Source organism: Streptomyces yerevanensis (assembly GCF_000716805.1).
Classification (GTDB): Bacteria; Actinomycetota; Actinomycetes; order Streptomycetales; family Streptomycetaceae; genus Streptomyces; species Streptomyces flaveus.
Genome location: NZ_JNWJ01000046.1, coordinates 1 through 17144, shown reverse-complemented (window position 1 = coordinate 17144; position 17144 = coordinate 1). Strand labels below are relative to the sequence as shown.

At 70.1% G+C, this 17144-nt stretch carries 17 protein-coding genes and 1 pseudogene; 11 read left to right on the top strand and 7 right to left on the bottom strand.

Annotated elements, in window-relative coordinates:
- Positions 1 to 120: 120 nt before the first annotated feature.
- From OP79_RS35740 to OP79_RS35730, 3 genes are all read left to right on the top strand, one after another.
- Positions 121 to 936 (top strand): SDR family oxidoreductase, encoded by an 816-nt coding sequence (locus tag OP79_RS35740; RefSeq protein WP_033326220.1) that lies wholly within the window; start codon positions 121 to 123, stop codon positions 934 to 936.
- A gap of 115 nt (positions 937 to 1051) precedes the next feature.
- Complete coding sequence (locus tag OP79_RS35735; RefSeq protein ID WP_051745167.1) at positions 1052 to 1777, top strand: YceI family protein; 726 nt, start codon at positions 1052 to 1054, stop codon at positions 1775 to 1777.
- Positions 1778 to 1828: 51 nt separating this feature from the next.
- The gene (locus tag OP79_RS35730; RefSeq protein ID WP_033326218.1) at positions 1829 to 2776 is read left to right on the top strand and encodes a nuclear transport factor 2 family protein; all 948 of its coding nucleotides are present in this window, start codon (positions 1829 to 1831) and stop codon (positions 2774 to 2776) included.
- An 89-nt stretch (positions 2777 to 2865) separates the two neighbouring features.
- On the opposite strand, the gene OP79_RS35725 is transcribed toward OP79_RS35730, so the two are convergent.
- The 5 genes from OP79_RS35725 to OP79_RS35705 form a co-directional block, all read right to left on the bottom strand.
- Positions 2866 to 4356 carry a gamma-aminobutyraldehyde dehydrogenase gene (locus tag OP79_RS35725; protein WP_051745166.1) on the bottom strand — a complete coding sequence of 497 codons (1491 nt, stop codon included), beginning with the start codon at positions 4354 to 4356 and terminating at the stop codon, positions 2866 to 2868.
- A 110-nt stretch (positions 4357 to 4466) separates the two neighbouring features.
- Entirely contained in the window at positions 4467 to 6953 is a 2487-nt protein-coding gene (locus OP79_RS35720; RefSeq protein WP_033326214.1) for a YfhO family protein, read from the bottom strand.
- Positions 6950 to 7312, bottom strand: a complete 363-nt coding sequence (locus OP79_RS35715) for a GtrA family protein (RefSeq protein ID WP_033326212.1) — start codon at positions 7310 to 7312, stop codon at positions 6950 to 6952. The genes OP79_RS35720 and OP79_RS35715 overlap by 4 nt, the downstream gene beginning before the upstream one ends.
- The gene (locus tag OP79_RS35710) at positions 7309 to 8265 is read right to left on the bottom strand and encodes a glycosyltransferase family 2 protein (RefSeq protein WP_033326210.1); all 957 of its coding nucleotides are present in this window, start codon (positions 8263 to 8265) and stop codon (positions 7309 to 7311) included. Before OP79_RS35710 ends, OP79_RS35715 begins: the two co-directional genes overlap by 4 nt.
- Positions 8266 to 8360: 95 nt before the next feature.
- On the bottom strand, positions 8361 to 8840 hold the full coding sequence (locus OP79_RS35705; RefSeq protein WP_033326208.1) for a DUF6299 family protein: 480 nt from the start codon (positions 8838 to 8840) through the stop codon (positions 8361 to 8363).
- A 243-nt stretch (positions 8841 to 9083) separates the two neighbouring features.
- Between OP79_RS35705 and OP79_RS35700 the strand changes: the two genes are divergently transcribed.
- Positions 9084 to 9296: a DUF5999 family protein gene (locus OP79_RS35700; protein WP_033326206.1), complete on the top strand. Its 213-nt coding sequence runs from the start codon at positions 9084 to 9086 to the stop codon at positions 9294 to 9296.
- Positions 9297 to 9424: 128 nt separating this feature from the next.
- Here the strand turns inward: OP79_RS35700 and OP79_RS35695 are convergent, their stop codons facing one another.
- Positions 9425 to 9823: a RidA family protein gene (locus tag OP79_RS35695; protein WP_033326205.1), complete on the bottom strand. Its 399-nt coding sequence runs from the start codon at positions 9821 to 9823 to the stop codon at positions 9425 to 9427.
- Positions 9820 to 11043, bottom strand: a complete 1224-nt coding sequence (locus OP79_RS35690; RefSeq protein WP_078492208.1) for an acyl-CoA dehydrogenase family protein — start codon at positions 11041 to 11043, stop codon at positions 9820 to 9822. Before OP79_RS35690 ends, OP79_RS35695 begins: the two co-directional genes overlap by 4 nt.
- A 118-nt stretch (positions 11044 to 11161) precedes the next feature.
- On the opposite strand from OP79_RS35690, the gene OP79_RS35685 reads away from it, so the two are divergent.
- The 7 genes and pseudogenes from OP79_RS35685 to OP79_RS54405 all read left to right on the top strand — a co-directional run.
- Positions 11162 to 12880 carry an AMP-binding protein gene (locus OP79_RS35685; RefSeq protein WP_051745165.1) on the top strand — a complete coding sequence of 573 codons (1719 nt, stop codon included), beginning with the start codon at positions 11162 to 11164 and terminating at the stop codon, positions 12878 to 12880.
- Between the two features lie 15 nt (positions 12881 to 12895).
- On the top strand, positions 12896 to 13750 hold the full coding sequence (locus tag OP79_RS35680) for a PaaX family transcriptional regulator (RefSeq protein WP_051745164.1): 855 nt from the start codon (positions 12896 to 12898) through the stop codon (positions 13748 to 13750).
- A 104-nt stretch (positions 13751 to 13854) separates the two neighbouring features.
- On the top strand, positions 13855 to 14754 hold the full coding sequence (locus tag OP79_RS35675; RefSeq protein WP_033326203.1) for a sulfotransferase family protein: 900 nt from the start codon (positions 13855 to 13857) through the stop codon (positions 14752 to 14754).
- The gene (locus OP79_RS35670) at positions 14751 to 15197 is read left to right on the top strand and encodes a hypothetical protein (protein WP_033326201.1); all 447 of its coding nucleotides are present in this window, start codon (positions 14751 to 14753) and stop codon (positions 15195 to 15197) included. The genes OP79_RS35675 and OP79_RS35670 overlap by 4 nt, the downstream gene beginning before the upstream one ends.
- Complete coding sequence (locus OP79_RS35665; RefSeq protein WP_051745163.1) at positions 15194 to 16459, top strand: glycosyltransferase family 4 protein; 1266 nt, start codon at positions 15194 to 15196, stop codon at positions 16457 to 16459. Before OP79_RS35670 ends, OP79_RS35665 begins: the two co-directional genes overlap by 4 nt.
- On the top strand, positions 16456 to 17007 hold the full coding sequence (gene cysC / locus OP79_RS35660) for an adenylyl-sulfate kinase (protein ID WP_033326200.1): 552 nt from the start codon (positions 16456 to 16458) through the stop codon (positions 17005 to 17007). The genes OP79_RS35665 and cysC overlap by 4 nt, the downstream gene beginning before the upstream one ends.
- A 14-nt stretch (positions 17008 to 17021) precedes the next feature.
- Positions 17022 to 17144, top strand: a pseudogene (locus OP79_RS54405) (sulfate adenylyltransferase subunit CysD); the annotation flags it as partial.

Here is a 17144-nt window from a genome sequence, read left to right as displayed (position 1 = left end):
GAGGCTCCTCCATTTAAGGTTTCAATCAAATCCGGAGGCTCCTCCGTTTTGAGCGTAGCAAACCAGGAGCACTTGTCTGACCCCGCTTCTGATCCACCCCTGTTTCCACGAAGGATTTCCATGTCCAAGACCTGGTTCGTCACCGGTTCGTCCCGCGGCCTGGGCCGCTCGTTCGTCGAGGCGGCACTGGAGCGCGGCGACAAGGTCGCGGCGACCGCACGGAACACCGGGTCCCTGACGGACCTCGCGATCACCTACGGCGACCAGCTGCTCGCGCTGGCGCTGGACGTCACAGACAAGGCCGCCGCGTTCGACGCGGTCAAGCAGGCCCACGCGCACTTCGGGGGCCTGGACGTCATCGTCAACAACGCCGGTTACGGCCACTTCGGCATGGTCGAGGAACTGACCGAGGCCGAGGCGCGCGATCAGATGGAGGCCAACTTCTTCGGCGTGCTCTGGGTCACCCAGGCCGCCCTGCCCCTGCTGCGCGCCCAGGGCGGTGGCCACATCGTGCAGGTCAGCTCGGTCGGTGGCGTCCTCGCCATCCCCAGCCTCGGTGCCTACGCCGCCTCCAAGTGGGCCGTCGAGGGGCTGTCCGAGGCGCTGGCCGGAGAGGTCGCCGGGCAGAACATCAAGGTCACCTTGGTCGAGCCGGGTCCGTACCCCACCGACTGGCCCGGCGCCTCCGCGGCCCGGTCCGAGCCCAACCCGGTCTACGACGGGGTCCGCCAGGCCCTGACCGAGGGCCTGGACCTGTCCGACCTGGGCGACCCCAAGGCCGTCGGCCCGGCACTGCTGAAGATCGTGGACGCCGAGAACCCGCCGCTGCGGGTGTTCTTCGGCCGGCCGCCGATCCAGATGACCAAGGACCACTACGCGCAGAAGCTGGCCACCTGGGCCGAGTGGGAGCACATCTCGCTCGCCGCCCACGGCTGAGCCGCACCCTCAAGACCCCGCTCCCTCCCCCTCGCACGCCGGACAGCCAGGGCTACCCACAAACAAATACTTGAAAGTTCAGTTGAAATCCTCAAACAAAGGCTAGGAGAACACCATGGCAGGCAGCATCCGCAGGCACTGGAAGCGCTGGCTGATCGCGGGCGTGGCTGTCGTCGCCGTACTGGGCATCGGAGGCCCGTACGTCTACATCAACTACATCGCGGACGAGCCACCGGCCGCGCTCTCGCTCGACAGTCCCCCACCGGGGTCGGAGGCGTCCCCCGACGGATCCTCCGGGTCCGGAGAGCAGGCAAGGGACGGCGTCGAGGGCTCATGGCGGGTGAGCAGCGGATCGCAGGCCGGTTACCGCGTCGACGAGGTCCTCTTCGGCCAGAACGTCACCGCCGTGGGCCGCACCGAAGAGGTCACCGGAGACCTGGAGATCGAGGGCACCCGCGCCACCAGCGGCACCATCACCGTCGACCTGGCCTCGGTGGCGAGCGACTCCGACGAGCGTGACGCCCAGTTCCGCGGCCGGATCATGAACACCGAGCAGTTCCCGGAGGCCACCTTCGAGCTCACCGAACCCGCTGACTTCGGCTCGGCCCCGGACGTCGGCGAACAGGTCACCGCCGAGGCCACGGGTGAGCTGACCGTCCACGGCGAGACCAACCCCGTCACCTTCGAGCTCACCGCCCAGCGCACCGCCGACGGCTTCCGCACCAACGGTTCCATCCCCCTCACCTTCGCCGACTACGGCGTCGACGCACCGAACTTCGGCGGGATCACGGTCGAGGACGAGGGAACCGTCGAGTTCCTCCTCGCCTTCACGTCCGCCTGATCCCCATCCCTTCGTCTTCGTTTCACCCGCACAGCATTGGAGAACACCGTCATGCGCAGCACCCACCTGTCCCGCAAGGCCGTCGCCACCCTGGTCGCCGCCGCGACCGTCGGAGCCGTGGCCGGCTTCACGCCCGCCGCCACCGCCTCCGCGCCCTCACACGGCGGGGCCACCGCCGACGCCTGGCACACCAGCCCTGTCACGCAGGAGCGCAACAAGCGCGTCGCCGTCCACGTGCTCAAGCGACTCTTCGAGCACGGTGACCTGTCGGCCGCCGACCGCCACATCCGCCCCGACTACATCCAGCACAACCCCAACGCGGCCGACGGCACCGAGGCGCTCAAGGACTTCGTCCGCTTCGAGACCGCGCGGTACCCGGACCTGACGTACAACGTCAAGCGGGTCCTCGCCCAGGGCAACATGGTCATCGTCCACGGCAACGTGATCAACGAACCCGGCACCCGCGGCGTAGCCCTGGTCGACATGTTCCGCTTCGACCCGAAGAGCGGCATGATCGCCGAGCACTGGGACATCCTGCAGGACGTGCCGGCGAGCACCGTCAACGGCAACGACATGTTCGGCACGGTCAGCCACCCGCGCACGAGCCAGCCGGGCCCCCGCTGGCTGACGCCCTTCAGCCAGAAGGTGGCGACCAAGTACTTCGACACGCTCCTCGTCGACAAGAACCCCGACGCGGTCCGGTACCTGGCTCCGGAGTACTACCAGCACAATCCCACCATCCCCAACGGCTCGGCCGGCCTGCGCGAGCAGTTCACCAGCTTCTTCCAGCAGTTCCCGAACCTGATCGTGGAACGCAAGCGCGTCATCGCCGAAGGCGACATGGTGGCCATCCACGCCCACTACCGCCTCACCCCCGAGGACCGCGGCCAGTCCGTCGTGGACATCTTCCGCGTCGGCAGGAACGGCAAGATCGTCGAGCACTGGGACGTACTCCAGGACGTGCCGGCGACCTCCGCCAACGACAACACGATGTTCTGAGCCGATCCCTGGGCCGATCACCCACCTGTTCCGACAGGGTTCCGAATTCCTCGACACCGACGTCGTGGTCGATGGCCGTCTGTGGTGGGTCAGCGGCTGGTGAAGACCACGTCGTGCCAGGACTTGTGCTGCTCGCCGGTGTTCTCCGACATGACGTGCTTGATGTTGGTGTACTCGTCGAAGGAGTACGCCGACATGTCCTTGCCGAAGCCGGAGGCCTTGTAGCCGCCGTGCGGCATCTCGCTGATGATCGGGATGTGGTCGTTGATCCAGACGCAGCCCGCCTGGATCTCGCGGCTCGCGCGTCCGGCGCGGAAGACGTTGCCGGTCCAGGCGGAGGCGGCAAGGCCGTACGGCGTGTCGTTGGCCAGGCGGATGGCGTCGTCGTCGCTGTCGAAGGGCAGGCAGACGAGGACCGGGCCGAAGATCTCCTGCTGGACGATGGCGGAGTCCTGCGCGGCGTCGGTGATGAGGGTGGGCTCGTAGTAGGCGGCCCGGCCCAGCGGTCCGTCGGGGATCCTCCCGCCGCGCACGATCGTGGCTCCGGCCTCACGCGCGTTCTCCACCATGGCGGCGACCTTGTCGCGCTGCCGGAGGGAGATCAGGGAGCCCATGTCGGTGGCGGGGTCGTCGACCGGGCCCAGGCGTACGCCGTCCATCAGCTCGGCGACGCGGGCCACGAACGCCTCGTACAGGGGGCGTTGGACGTAGGCGCGGGTGGCGGCCGTGCAGTCCTGGCCGGCGTTGATGAGGGCGCCGGCCACGGCGCCGCGGGCGGCGGCCTCCAGGTCGGCGTCGTCGAAGACGACGAAGGGGGCCTTGCCGCCGAGTTCGAGATGGACGCGCTTGGCCAACCCGGCTGCCTGCGCGGCGACTTGGCGGCCGACCGTGGTGGAGCCGGTGAAGGAGACCATGGCGATGTCGGGGTGGGTGATCAGGGCCTGCCCGGCGACGGGGCCGCTGCCGGTGACGATGTTGATGACGCCGTCGGGGATCCCGGCCTCCTGCGCCGCCTCGGCGAACATCACCGAGGTGAGCGGGGTGAGTTCGGACGGCTTCAGCACGACTGTGTTGCCGGCGGCGACGGCGGGCAGCACCTTCCAGGCGGCCATCTGCAGCGGGTAGTTCCAGGGGGCGATGGAGCCGATGACGCCGATGGGTTCGCGGCGGATGGTGGAGGTGTGGTCGCCGGAGTACTCCGCCGAGGCGCGGCCTTCCAGGTTGCGGGCGGCGCCGGCGAAGAACCGTACGTTGTCGATGCTGCCGGGGATGTCGAAGCCGCGGGTCAGCCGGATCGGTTTGCCGCCGATACGGCTCTCGGTGTCGGCGAATTCCTCGCTGCGGGCCTGGAGCTGGTCCGCCCAGCGCAGCATGGCCTCGGAGCGTTCGGCGGGGGTGGTGCGCGACCACTCGGCGAAGGCGGCGCGGGCGGCGGCGACCGCCTCGTTGACGTCCTCAGGGCCTGCCAGGGTGTCGGTGGCCAGGACCTCGCCGGTGGCCGGGTTGGTCACCGAGTGCTGCTCGCCGGACGTGCCGGAGCGGCGCTTGCCCGCGATGAACTGCTGTCCGCTGGTCTCCATCAGTCACTTCTCCGATTGGTCTCGGGGCTGGAGCTCTGCGCGCCCCCCAGGTCGCCGAGCGTATAGCCGTGCGGGCACGTCCACGAACCTCTGATCGACACCTGAGCTTGTCACCGCCGGAGGACTGCGCCGAGCCGCCGCGCCCTTCGAAGAAACGCGGCCACGCACAGCAGCAGCACGACCGCCCCCGCGCTCACCGCCGATGCCGCGCGCAGGCCGGGTGGGCGGAAGGAGCAGTGGAGTTGGTGCTCGGAGGCGTCCGGCAACGGGACCGCGATCAGGCCCAGGCGGCTCTGCGGGGCGCGCATCGGGCCGCCGTCGACCGCGCAGCGCCAGCCCAGTGTGCGGGCGGTGGCGATGACGGCCGTGCCCTTGGAACCGGGCGGGAGTGTGGCGCGTACGCTGTGGCCGCCCGCCGTGACGTGGGTGGCGCCCCGGGCTCGTAGGTCCGTGATCGCCCGCCTGAGTTCGGCGGGGTCCAGGCAGGCCAGGGGTGAGCGCGGCAGTTCGGTGTCCTGGAAGACCGTGGCGATGGTGACCGTGACGCGGCCGTCCGCCGGGACGGTGCCGAGCGGCTTGGTGGCCACCGCCTTCTCGGGGCGCTCGCCCCACAGGCGTACGGATCTCCCGCCGGAGCCCGCGAGCATCGCGTCGGTCCAGGAGCCGTCGACGTACAGGCGGCTGCCGGGGCGGCATCGGGCGGTGATCCGGTACGGGGCGCCCGCGACGGTCAGCCGGTACGGGCCTGACGCACGCCGCGGCTCCGGACCGTGCGCACCGGTGAAGGAGATCCGCGGCAGCTCGTACACCTGGTGCCCCAGTGCCGCCTGTTGGTGGGCGAACGACGAGGAACCGGGCGGCAGTTGAGGTGCGGCGCGTGGGTGGACGGTCACCAGCGGCGGCGCGGGGAAGCGTTCGACGCGTACGCGTCCCGGGGCGTCGGTGTGCCGGATGCGGGCGCCGACGGAGAAGACCGCGTCGGCGACCGGGCTGTCCTGGGGGATCAGATGGCGGCCGTACATCGTCCAGGAGTAGCCGAGGCGCCGCAGCAGTCGGGCGGTCTGCTTCGGCACGTAGCTGCTGTAGTAGGCCGGGCCCTCGCTGCCCAGGAGCTGCGGGTCGTTGTTGACGATCTCGGGCGGGCCGGTGTCGGTGCGGTGAGCGGGCCAGTCGGCGACCCGGGTGACGGCTTCGCGTACCGCGTCGTGCCGAGCGCCCCAGGTGGGCTTGGGGGTGTAGAAGGCCAGCTTGTGGCGCTGTTGGTCGACGGCGACACCGCTGGCCGCGGACTCGGCGAGCACGAGCACGGCGAGTGCGGCGCCGATCAGCCGGGCGCCGCGCTTCCCGGCGAGCAGCAGAAGAAGCGCCAGGGTGAGCCCTCCCGAGCCGAGGACCACGAGCCAGGTCAGATGACTCACGCCGTTCTCGTTGCGTACGGACACGGCGGCGAGGACGCAGGTGACCGCACCGGCGGCGAGCAGCGGCCCGGGCCGTGGCCGGTGAGCGAGGCAGAGCCACGCGACCGAGACCAGCAGACCGGCGAGCACGAACGACGCACGGTACGGACTGCCGTTGGGCAGGGAGAGGCCGTACCAGAGCCTGACCGTGGGCAGCGAGCAGAAGGAGGCGACGACGACGGCCAGCGCCGCACACCACGCCACCCGCGTACGCACGGGGATGTGCCTGCTGATCGGGAAGGCGAGCACAAGCAGCAGCGCGAGCATGCCCACGAAGAACCGGGGCAGGCTGCCGAACCCCCGCTGCGCGGGCAGCAGTTGAAGCAGATACTCCAACGCGGGCGGACGGCTGTAGGGCAGCGCGGGAATCGGCTGGGCACCCGCGGCGGCCAGGTACGAGGGCCAGATCACGGGCGCGGCGAGCGCCGTACCGAGCGCGAAGGTGAGGGCGATGCGGCCGAGGAACCGCAGCAGCCCTGTCCGGCTCCACTCGCGGGTGGCCAGCAGCACGGCACCGACGACGATGGTCCCGACGGCGGCCATCAACGCGGTGTAGAAGTTGCCGGCCCAGGCCAGGCCCACCATGGGCGCGGCCCACAGCCAGCCGCGCTCGCGCGTACAGCGGTCGAGCGCCAGCAGCATCAGCGGGAACGCCGTCAGTCCCCACAGCCACATCGGGTCGAACACGCCGTCGTTGAGCGTCCAGCCCGACAGTGCGTACGCGGCACCGAGCAGGCCCGCCTGCCACCAGGAGCCGGGCCGCAGCCGTCGCAGCCACAGCGTCATGACGGCCGCGCCGAGCCCGATGCTCAGGCACTCCCCCACGTAGACGCCCAGGTCGACCTGGCGCCGCGGGAAGGCCGCGACGAGCAGCGAGAAGGGGTTGCCGAGGAAGCTGACGAAGTCCGCCCAGTACGGCACTCCGAAGGCGCTGTTCCAGTTGAAGAAGAGGTCGCCGGACGAGGTGCCGTGCAGCAGGTCCCACAGGTGGGCGTGGAAGGGCACGAACTGGTTGCCGAGGTCGTTGACGGCACGCGAACGGTTCCCGAAGGGGTACGTGCCGCGCACCGTGCCCGAGATGACGAAGGCGGCCATGGCGAGGGCTGCGGCCAGGCCGGGTCCGGCGAGGCGGGTCTTCATGCCGGCACCAGGATGCGGCGAGCGATCAGGAAGGTGATGGGGATCGCTCCGACGGCGGCGATCAGCGGGGCGATCCGTGCGTCCATGCCGAGGCCGGAGACCAGCCCGTAGACCCCGGCCGTGGTGAGCAGGAGGTTCGCGGCGTTCGTCAGCGGGAACAGCACGAACTTCTGCCAGCTCGGGTTGGTGCGGTAGGTGAAGCGGACGTTCATGAAGAAGGAGCCGATCATGCTCAGCAGGGTCGCCAGGACATGCCCGACCAGATACGGCGTCCACAGGCACAGCAGCCGGTAAAGGGCGTAGTACGTCCCGGTGTTGACGGCCCCGACCAGTGCGAACCGCAGGAGCTGTCCCTTCACGAGGAGCGGGTCCGCAGAGCGGGCGGACGGGTGACGTCCGCGGGCGGGCGCTCGCTCACCAGGTAGTGCGGGCGCTGCTTGCACTCGTGGTAGACCCGGCCGATGTACTCGCCGATGAGGCCGAGCAGCACCATCTGCATACCGCCGAAGCCGGTGACCGCGACGAGCAGGGTGACGTACCCGGGTGCGGTGACGCCGCCGAGGAGCACGGCGCCGACCGTCCAGGCGGCGTAGCCGAGGGCCAGGGCGGAGAGCAGGAGCCCGAGGTGGATGGCCAGTCGCAGGGGGCGGCTGTTGAAGGAGACGAGGCCGTCCACCGCGTAGTTGAGGAGCTTGGGATAGCTCCACTTGCTGTCGCCTCCGGCGCGTGGGGTGTCCTGGTAGTCGAAGAAGACGGTGCTGAAGCCGATCCACGAGAACAGGCCCTTGGAGAAGCGGTTGCGCTCGCCCAGCTCCAACAGGGCGTCCACGGCGCGGCGCGAGAGCAGGCGGAAGTCCCCGGCGCCGTCGACCAGTTCGACGTCCGCCCAGTGGTTGAGGAACCGGTAGTAGCCGCGGCTCAGCAGGGTCCGCAGCGGGCCGTCGTGGTCGCGGGAGCGGCGGGCGACGACCTGGTCGAAGCCTTCGCGCCGCAGGTCGAGCATCTTGCCGAGCAGGGCGGGCGGGTGCTGGAGGTCGGCGTCCATGATGGCGATGTGGTCCCCGGCGGCCTCGCGCAGACCGGCGAGCAGACCGGCTTCTTTGCCGAAGTTCCGCGACAGGGCCAGGTAGCGGACGCGAGGGTCACGGAAGGCGAACGCGCGCAGCAGGGACAGCGTGCCGTCGGTGGACCCGTCGTCGACGAACACCACCTCGTACGGCTCCCTCAGTTCGTCGAGCCGCGCGTGGAGTTCGTCGTTGAACGCCTCGAGCACCTGCTCCTCGTTGAAGCAGGGCACCACGACCGACAACATCCCGCGCTCCTTCCCGGGGCCCGGAGGCAGGGGGTGCCTCCGGGCCGGACGTTCGGTGGACGACGTCCGGTGGACGTCAGGTCCTGTGCGGGGCGTCAGCTTTCACTGAGCTCGATTCCCTGTTCGTCGGTCGCGCGTACGTTCGGCCGGGGGATGGGGAGGCCGAAAGGTCCGTCGTCGCTGTAGAGTTCCAGCAGTGTGGCTTCGACATGGGCCGGGCCGGGCTGGAAGCGGCCCTGCGTCCGTCCGGTGTTCGACCAGGTGCGCTCGGTTCCGTCGCAGATCGCGCGGGTGCCGCCGATGCCGTACAGCTCGTAGGTTCTGTCCTCGACGACCAGCGACGAGCTCACGTACACCGGGCCCGAGCTGTGCCGACAGCGGTAGGTGCCGGAGAGGGTGACGGTGCCGTCCGACGCGATCTGGCCGGTCTCGTCGATGGTCACCATGTCGGCGGCGACGGTGGCGGAGTCGGCGGGATCGGGATCGGCCGGTTCGTCGAGAGCGGTGGCGGACGAGGCGGCGAGCATCAGCAGCGCCGCTCCGGCGGCCACGCCGACGGCCTTTCGTAGGAACATCGGATTACCTCCTTGGTTGGGATTCCCAGAAGTACCCGGCGCTCATCGCCATGGCCGTGAACGTCACTCTTTGGTGGCGAGTCCGTACCGTCCGTCCTGGGGACGTCCGAGGCGTGTCCGTGTCTTGTCCGCGTGTTGTCACGCTTCATGGGCAGCGGTTCCGCTGAGTTCACAGCCGGGGGCATGGTCTAGGTACGAGGCGGCGACCACGTCGCCCGAACCCGTCGCACGTGGAGGTACGCCATGTGTACTCACCGGAATTCCTGCCCGTCGTCCGACCGCTCCGGCCGCTCCGACAGCGACACAGCACACATCGTCGCCGCCCACCCCGAGCAGGGCTGGTACCTCCTCTGCGACGGTGCCATCACCTTCGACGACACCGGCGCCCTCCTTCCTGACGGCCGGGTCATCGCTCCCCACCGTGCACCGGCCGAGCAGCTGAGCATCGCGGCGTGAGCGCTCCGCTGGGTGCGGAATCTGTGCGGTTCGGCTCCACACCGCGGGTCCGTCGTGGCTGGTCGCGCAGTTCCCCGCGCCCCTAAGAGGCCTGCGGCCTCCTTAGGAGCGCGGTACCGCACCGTGGCTTACGGGAGCACCGCGACCCCGTCCAGTTCCACCAGGGCCTGGGTGTCCCAGAGGCGTACGACTCCGAGGACGGCCATGGCCGGGTATTCGGGGCCTGCCAGCTTGCGCCAGATGCGGCCGAGTTCGGGGGCGTGGGTGCGGTAGTCGGCCACGTCCGTGGTGTAGACGGTGACGCGGGCGAGGTCGGTGGGGGTGCCTCCGGCGGCATGCAGGGCGGTGAGGAGGTTCGTGAGGGCGCGTTCGAACTGGTCGGGGAGCGTGGCTCCGACGACCTTGCCCTCGGCGTCGAGGGCGGTCTGGCCGGCGAGGTAGACGACGCGGGAGCCGGTGGTGGTGACGGCGTGGGAGAAGCCGGTGGGCGGGGAGAGTTCGGGTGGGTTGACGCGCTCGGTGGTCATGAGCGGTCCCCCTCCGCGTACGGCCCTCTGCCGTGCAGCCCCTTGCCGCCCAACTCCCCGCCGACAGGCTCCCTGCCGCCCAACTCCCGGTACAACTCCTTTGCGATGACCGCCCGTTGGACCTCGCTCGCGCCCTCGTAGATCCGTGGGGCGCGTACCTCGCGGTAGAGGTGTTCGAGGAGGTGGCCGCGGCGCAGGGCGCGGGCGCCGTGCAGTTGGACGGCGGCGTCGACCACGTACTGCGCGGTCTCGGTGGCGAGCAGCTTCGCCATCGCGGCGCGTTTCGGGACGTCGGGGGCGCCTTCGTCGTACGCCGCTGCCGCCGCGTAGACCATCAGGCGAGCCGCCTCCGTCCGCTGGGCCATCTCGGCGACCTGGTGGGCCACGGTCTGCAGGTCGCTCAGTTTGCCGCCGAACGCGTCGCGTCCCGCGGTGTGCTTGAGGGTGGCGTCCAGCGCGGCCTGTGCCATGCCGACCGCGAAGGCGCCGACGCTCGGGCGGAACAGGTTGAGGGTGTTCATCGCGACGCGGAAGCCGCGGTCGGGTTCGCCGAGGATGTCGCCCGCGTTCACCGGTACGGCGTCGAAGGTGAGGGTGCCGATGGGGTGCGGGGAGAGCATGTCGAGGGGGGTGCCGGTGAGTCCGGGGCGGTCGGCGGGGACGAGGAAGGCGGTCACCCCGCGGGCGCCGGCATCGGGCGTGGTGCGGGCGAAGACGGTGTAGAAGTCGGCTTCGGGCGCGTTGGAGATCCAGCACTTCTCACCGGTGAGGCGCCAGCGGGCCGGGCCGTCGGCCTCGGCCTGCGGCGAGGTGTCCCGTTCCGCCCGGAGGCTCAGCGCCGCCGCGTCCGAGCCCGCGCCCGGCTCGCTCAGGGCGAAGGCCGCCACGGCCGTGCCCTCGCTGACGCGTGGCAGCCAGCGGTCGCGCTGGGCCGGGGTTCCGTACGCGTGGACCGGGTGTGCGCCCAGGCCCTGGAGCGCCAGGGCCGTTTCCGCTTCCGTGCAGGTGTACGCGAGGGACTCACGCATCAGGCACAGGTCGAGGGCGCCGGAGGTGAACAGGCGCTTCAGAAGGCCGAGTTGGGCCAGTTCCGCGAGGAGCGGGCGGTTGACATGGCCCGGTTCACCCTTCTCGGCCAGGGGGCGCAGGACGTCGGCGGCAACGGCTCGTAGCTTCGTGCACCAGGCGGTCTGTTCCGGATCGAGCGAGAATGCGGTCACTACCGGTCCCCTCTCCCCTGTCGGGCCATACCACAAGGCTATCGCGGGCCGTTGACTGTCGTCATCAACACGATACGCTCGATGCGCGAGCCCACCACGACACAGGGGGCGAACCGCCATGGAACCCACGCACTCCAGGGAAGCCATCGACACCGGGCGGCCGACGACCTCGGCCCACGTGGACACCTTCACCCGCGATCACCTGCCACCCCCCGGCCAGTGGCCCGAGCTCCGCTTCGACCTCCCCGAGCTCCACTACCCCGAACGGCTGAACTGCGCCGCCGAGCTCCTCGACCGCGCCGACCCGGACCGCCCCGTCTTCCGTACGCCGTCCGGCGCCCCATGGACGTACGGCGATCTCCGCACCCGTGTCGACCGGATCGCGCACGTGCTGACCGGTGACCTCGGCGTGGTGCCCGGCAACCGCGTCCTGCTGCGCGGGCCCACCACACCCTGGCTGGCCGCGTGCTGGCTGGCCGTCCTGAAGGCGGGCGCGGTCGCCGTCACCGTGCTCGCCCAGCAGCGCCCCCACGAGCTGGCCACCATGTGCGAGATCGCGCGGGTCGGGCACGCGCTGTGCGACATCCGGTCCGTGGACGACCTCGCGAAGGCGGAGATCCCCGGGCTGCGGATCACGACGTACGGCGGCGACGCCCCCGACGACCTCCTGAACCGAATAAGCCGCCGGGCGAACCCCGGAACCCCGGATGAGCCGTACCCCGCCGTGGCCACCGCCGCCGACGACGTCGCCCTCATCGCGTTCACGTCCGGCACCACCGGCCGCCCCAAGGGCTGTATGCACTTCCACCGCGACGTCCTGGCGATAGCGGACACCTTCTCGAAGCACGTCCTGCGACCGCACGCCGACGACGTCTTCGCCGGCAGCCCCCCGCTCGGCTTCACCTTCGGACTCGGCGGCCTGGTGATCTTCCCGATGCGCGCGGGCGCCAGCGCCCTGCTGCTCGAACAGGCGAGCCCCAAGCAGCTGTTGCCCGCGATCGCCGAACACCGCGTGTCCGTGCTGTTCACCGCGCCGACCGCGTACCGCGCGATGCTGGAGGAGCTGGACTCGTACGACATCTCCTCGCTCAGGCGCTGCGTGTCCGCGGGCGAGAACCTGCCCGCCGCCACCTGGCAGGCCTGGCACGAGCGCACCGGCCTGCGCACCATCAACGGCATAGGCGCCACCGAGCTGCTGCACATCTTCATCTCCGCGGCCGACGAGCGCATACGCCCGGGGACGACGGGAGTTCCCGTACCGGGGTGGCACGCGCGCGTGCAGGACGAGAACGGCGAGCCCGTGCCCGACGGCGAGCCCGGACTGCTCGCCGTGCGCGGACCGGTCGGCTGCCGCTATCTCGCCGACCCGCGGCAGTCGGAGTACGTACGCGACGGCTGGAACATCACCGGCGACACGTATGTCCGGGAGGCCGACGGCTACTTCCGCTATGTCGCGCGCGCGGACGACATGATCATTTCCGCCGGGTACAACATCGCGGGCCCGGAGGTCGAGGACGCGCTCCTGCGTCACCCGGACGTGGTGGAGACAGCGGTCGTCGGACTGCCCGACGAGACACGCGGCCAGGTCGTGGTGGCGTACGCGGTGCTGCGGGCCGGCGCGCGCCGGTACCCCGAGGCGCTGCGCGCCTTCGTCAAGTCCGAGCTGGCGCCGTACAAATGCCCGCGCGAGATCGTCTTCCTGGACGCGCTGCCGCGTACGGCGACGGGGAAGCTTCAGCGCTACCGATTGCGTACGGGCGTCAACCCGGGCCATACGCAAGCCGGTTCCGCGGGTACGGAAAGCGATCTCCAGTCCACGCAAGGTGATCTCGCATGACGCCGACGACCTAGAATGATCAACGTGTCCGAGCAGCACGCCCCCCGGTCCCTCATCGTCACCTTCTACGGCGCGTACGGCCGCTTCGCCCCCGGTCCCGTACCGGTCGCCGAGCTGATCCGGCTGCTGGCCGCGGTCGGCGTGGACGCGCCCTCCGTACGGTCGTCCGTGTCCCGGCTCAAACGCCGCGGGCTGCTCCTGTCGGCGCGTACGGCGACGGGTGCGGCCGGGTACGAACTGTCGCCGGACGCACGGCAGTTGCTCGACGACGGCGATCGGCGGGTCTACGCGGCGGCGCCCCCTGAGGACGACGGCTGGGTGCTCGCGGTGTTCTCCGTACCGGAGTCCGAGCGGCAGAAGCGGCATGTGCTGCGCTCCCGGCTCGTGGGTCTCGGCTTCGGAACGGCCGCCCCCGGGGTGTGGCTCGCGCCGGCCCGCCTCTACGAAGAGACCCGCCACACGTTGGAACGGCTGCGTCTCGACGGATATGTGGAGCTGTTCCGCGGTGCGCACCTGGGCTTCACGGCGACGGCCGAGGCGGTCGCGCGCTGGTGGGACCTGGCCGCGATCGCCAAACAGCACGAGGAGTTTCTGGACCGCCACGCGCGCGTGCTGCACGACTGGGAGGCGCGGCCGGACACCCCGCCGGAGGCGGCGTACCGGGACTATCTGCTCGCCCTGGACTCCTGGCGCCACCTCCCGTACGCCGACCCCGGACTGCCGCCCGCGCTGCTGCCGCCGGACTGGCCGGGGGCCCGCTCGGTGGCGGTCTTCCGGGCGCTGCACGAGCGGTTGCGGGACGCGGGAGCCGTCTTTGCGGGAGCACCGGCAGAGGTATCCGAAATCTCCGACAGGGAGTCAGAAATCTGAACGAAACCTAGAGTGGAGTGAGTTGTGTCACATTTTGCTCAGCTTGGGCAACGCCCAGTCCGCTCCTAGCCTCTTCTCATAATCCTTACCTAGGCTTGCGACGCATGAGTCTGATGCGCAATCTCAACCGGGCGCTCACCGCCACCACCGGCCTTCAGGTGCACAGGGCTCCCGCCGCCCCCGTCGTGCCCAAGCAGCCGAAGGCCGCGCCGGCGAAATCCGCCAAGCGGCCCACGCCGGTGTACCGCCGCCCCCCGGCCGAGGACCTGACGACGGATCGACTGCTGCGGCAGCCCGTCTTCATCATGTCGCCCGTGCGCTCCGGCTCGACCCTCCTGCGGATGCTCCTGAACGCGCACTCTCGGCTGCACTCCCCGCACGAGACGCACATCCGCCGCCTCGAGGTCGACTACGGCAGCAAGCTCTCGCAGCGCGCCATGAGCGCCCTCGACCTGGAGCGCGGTGACCTGGAGCATCTGCTGTGGGACCGGGTGCTCCACCGTGAACTGGTCAAATCCGGCAAGGACTTCCTGGTCGAGAAGACGCCGAGCAACGCGTTCGTGTACCAGCGCATCCAGGACTGCTGGCCCGACGCCCGCTTCGTCTTCCTGCTCCGCCACCCGGTGTCCATCGCCCGGTCCTGGCACGAGGGCGACCCCGAAAAGCGCACCTACGACGAGGCGGCGGCCGACGCGCTGCGCTACATGAAGGCTGTCGAGAAGGCACGCAACGGCATCGACGGCGGCCACACCGTGCGCTACGAGGACATCACCGCCGCCCCGGAGAAGGAGATGCGGAGCCTGTGCGAGTTCCTCGAGATCGAGTTCGAGCCGTCGATGCTCGACTACGGCAAGAAGGACGACACGCAGGTGGTCAAGGGGCTCGGCGACTGGCGCGACAAGATCAAGTCCGGTCAGGTGCAGGCCGGACGTGCGCTGCCGAAGGACGACGAGATCCCCGAGCTGCTGCGCCCCATGTGTACGGCCTGGGGTTATGTGTCATGAGACCGCACGCCGAGGTAGAGGAGGTCTGGCCGCGCGACGGACGTATCCGCCTCGTGGGCCGCATCCACGGCCGGGCCGCCGAGAGCGCCGACGGCTGGCGGCTGCTGCTCGTCCTGCGCGGGACCGACCGACGGCTGCGCTACGACGCACGCGTGAAGGGCGACCGCTTCGAGAGCGAGCTGCCCATCGCCGACCTCGCCGGCCGTGACGCAGGCCGCGACGCAGGCGGCGCCGCCGGGGTTGAGGAGTGGGACATCCATCTCACCGACGGCGAGGCGGAGTTGCGCGTCGGGCGGCAGCTCGACGACATCCGCGGCAAGAAGAAGATCATGGTGTTCCCGGAGCAGCGGACCGGCGGCCTCAGTGTCCGTCCGTACTACACGGTCAAGGACAACCTGTCGCTGGAATGCCGCCCGGAAAGCCGTGCGGAAGAGGCGATATGACAGCCCGGAATCAGGCGCCTCGGCTTACGGCGCATGAGGCCCCGAAGCGTCCCAAGGTCCGCTATCTGCTCTTGCACGCGTACGGGCGCGGCGGCACGATCCGCACCGTGATGAACCAGGCCAACTCCCTTGTGCGGGCGGGCTGGGACGTCGAACTGGTGAGTGCGCTGCGCCGCCGCGAGGACGTCCAGTTCCCGCTCGATCCGCGGGTGACGGTCTCCACGGTCGTCGACCTGCGCGAGGGCGAGTACACCCCGCCGTCCGGTGTCGCGGGCCGCTGGCACGACTGGCGCCGGGGCAGGCTGCTCGAGCAGCCGGGGAAGCACATACCCGCGGGCGAGTTCGGCTACCGGTACTTCAACCGGTATGTCGAGGAGCAGCTCATCGCGTATCTGTCCACGCTGCGGGACGGCGTCCTGGTGACCACGCGGCCCGCGCTCAACTTCCTGGCCGCCGAGCACGCGACGGGCGGCGTGGTCCGTGTCGCGCAGGAGCACATGAACCACGGCACGCACAAGCGTGATGTGCAACAGCGCATCCGGGAGACCTATCAGCGCTTCGACGCTGTCGCCGTCCTGACCGAACGGGACCGCCAGGAGTACGAGCAACTGCTGCCCGGCACCAGGGTCGTACGCATCCCCAACGCCGTGCACTCGCTCGACCAGGTCTCCTCCGACCATCACGCGAAGATCGCCGTGGCGGCCGGGCGGCTCTTCCCGCAGAAGGGCTTCGACATGCTCATCGAGGCATGGTCGAAGCTCGTCGAGACGTACCCCGAATGGCAGTTGAGAATCTACGGCAGCGGCGAGAAGAAGGCCGAGCTGCGGGCCCTCATAGAGGAGCACCACCTCTACAACCATGTGTTCCTGATGGGCCACACCGACCGGCTGGACGACGAACTCGCCAAGGCATCGTTCTACGTGCTCAGTTCACGCTTCGAGGGCCTGCCCATGGTGATGATCGAGGCGATGAGCCACGCGCTGCCCGTGGTGAGCTTCGACTGCCCGACCGGGCCCTCCGATGTGCTCACGCACGGAGTGGACGGGCTGCTGGTTCCGCCGGAGGACCCGGACGCGCTCGCCCAGTCCATGGGCAAGCTGATGGCCGACGAGTCGCTGCGTTCGGAGATGGGCGTCGCGGCCGTGCTGACGGCCGCCTCGTACGGCCCGGACGCCGTACACCCGCGCTGGGAAGCCCTGTTCACCGAACTCCACGAACAACGGCTCGGCACCGCCGGCGCCGCGAAAGGACAGCACGTATGACCCACACGGCAAGGGCTCAGGGAGCCACGATCTGGCTCACCGGGCTGCCGAGCGCGGGCAAGACCACGATCGGCCGCATTCTCGCCGGCCGGCTGCGGTCCGAGAACCACCGCGTGGAGGTGCTCGACGGTGACGAGATCCGCCGCTTCCTCTCCGCGGGCCTCGGCTTCTCCCGCGAGGACCGCAACACCAACGTGCAGCGCATCGGCCTGGTCGCCGAAGTCCTCGCCCGCAACGGCGTGTTGGCGGTGGTGCCGGTCATCGCGCCGTACGCCGACAGCCGCGAGGCCGTGCGCAAACGCCACGAGGCGAGCGGGACGCCGTACATCGAGGTGCATGTCGCCACTCCGGTCGAGGTGTGCGCCGAGCGCGACGTCAAGGGCCTGTACGCCCGTCAGGCCGCGGGTCAGCTGACCGGCCTCACCGGCGTCGACGACCCGTACGAGCCGCCGCTGGACCCGGCCATCGCGCTGAAGACCCAGGGGGAGACGCCCGAGGAGTCGGCGAACGCGGTGTACGCGGTGCTGGCGGAGAGGGGGCTTGTGTGACCTCCGTGAGCGCCGAGCGTACGTACACCCTGTCCCATCTGGACGCTTTGGAGTCGGAGGGTGTGCACATCTTCCGTGAGGTGGCGGGCGAGTTCGAGCGGCCGGTGATCCTGTTCTCCGGCGGCAAGGACTCCATC

What these genes read in the sequence shown, in the direction of transcription:
- OP79_RS35740 (WP_033326220.1), top strand. Translation starts at nt 121, where the DNA reads ATGTCCAAGACCTGGTTCGTCACCGGTTCGTCCCGCGGCCTGGGCCGC.
- OP79_RS35735 (WP_051745167.1), top strand. Translation starts at nt 1,052, where the DNA reads ATGGCAGGCAGCATCCGCAGGCACTGGAAGCGCTGGCTGATCGCGGGC.
- OP79_RS35730 (WP_033326218.1), top strand. Translation starts at nt 1,829, where the DNA reads ATGCGCAGCACCCACCTGTCCCGCAAGGCCGTCGCCACCCTGGTCGCC.
- OP79_RS35725 (WP_051745166.1), bottom strand. Translation starts at nt 4,356, where the DNA reads ATGGAGACCAGCGGACAGCAGTTCATCGCGGGCAAGCGCCGCTCCGGC.
- OP79_RS35720 (WP_033326214.1), bottom strand. Translation starts at nt 6,953, where the DNA reads ATGAAGACCCGCCTCGCCGGACCCGGCCTGGCCGCAGCCCTCGCCATG.
- OP79_RS35710 (WP_033326210.1), bottom strand. Translation starts at nt 8,265, where the DNA reads ATGTTGTCGGTCGTGGTGCCCTGCTTCAACGAGGAGCAGGTGCTCGAG.
- OP79_RS35705 (WP_033326208.1), bottom strand. Translation starts at nt 8,840, where the DNA reads ATGTTCCTACGAAAGGCCGTCGGCGTGGCCGCCGGAGCGGCGCTGCTG.
- OP79_RS35700 (WP_033326206.1), top strand. Translation starts at nt 9,084, where the DNA reads ATGTGTACTCACCGGAATTCCTGCCCGTCGTCCGACCGCTCCGGCCGC.
- OP79_RS35695 (WP_033326205.1), bottom strand. Translation starts at nt 9,823, where the DNA reads ATGACCACCGAGCGCGTCAACCCACCCGAACTCTCCCCGCCCACCGGC.
- OP79_RS35685 (WP_051745165.1), top strand. Translation starts at nt 11,162, where the DNA reads ATGGAACCCACGCACTCCAGGGAAGCCATCGACACCGGGCGGCCGACG.
- OP79_RS35680 (WP_051745164.1), top strand. Translation starts at nt 12,896, where the DNA reads ATGATCAACGTGTCCGAGCAGCACGCCCCCCGGTCCCTCATCGTCACC.
- OP79_RS35675 (WP_033326203.1), top strand. Translation starts at nt 13,855, where the DNA reads ATGAGTCTGATGCGCAATCTCAACCGGGCGCTCACCGCCACCACCGGC.
- OP79_RS35670 (WP_033326201.1), top strand. Translation starts at nt 14,751, where the DNA reads ATGAGACCGCACGCCGAGGTAGAGGAGGTCTGGCCGCGCGACGGACGT.
- OP79_RS35665 (WP_051745163.1), top strand. Translation starts at nt 15,194, where the DNA reads ATGACAGCCCGGAATCAGGCGCCTCGGCTTACGGCGCATGAGGCCCCG.
- cysC (WP_033326200.1), top strand. Translation starts at nt 16,456, where the DNA reads ATGACCCACACGGCAAGGGCTCAGGGAGCCACGATCTGGCTCACCGGG.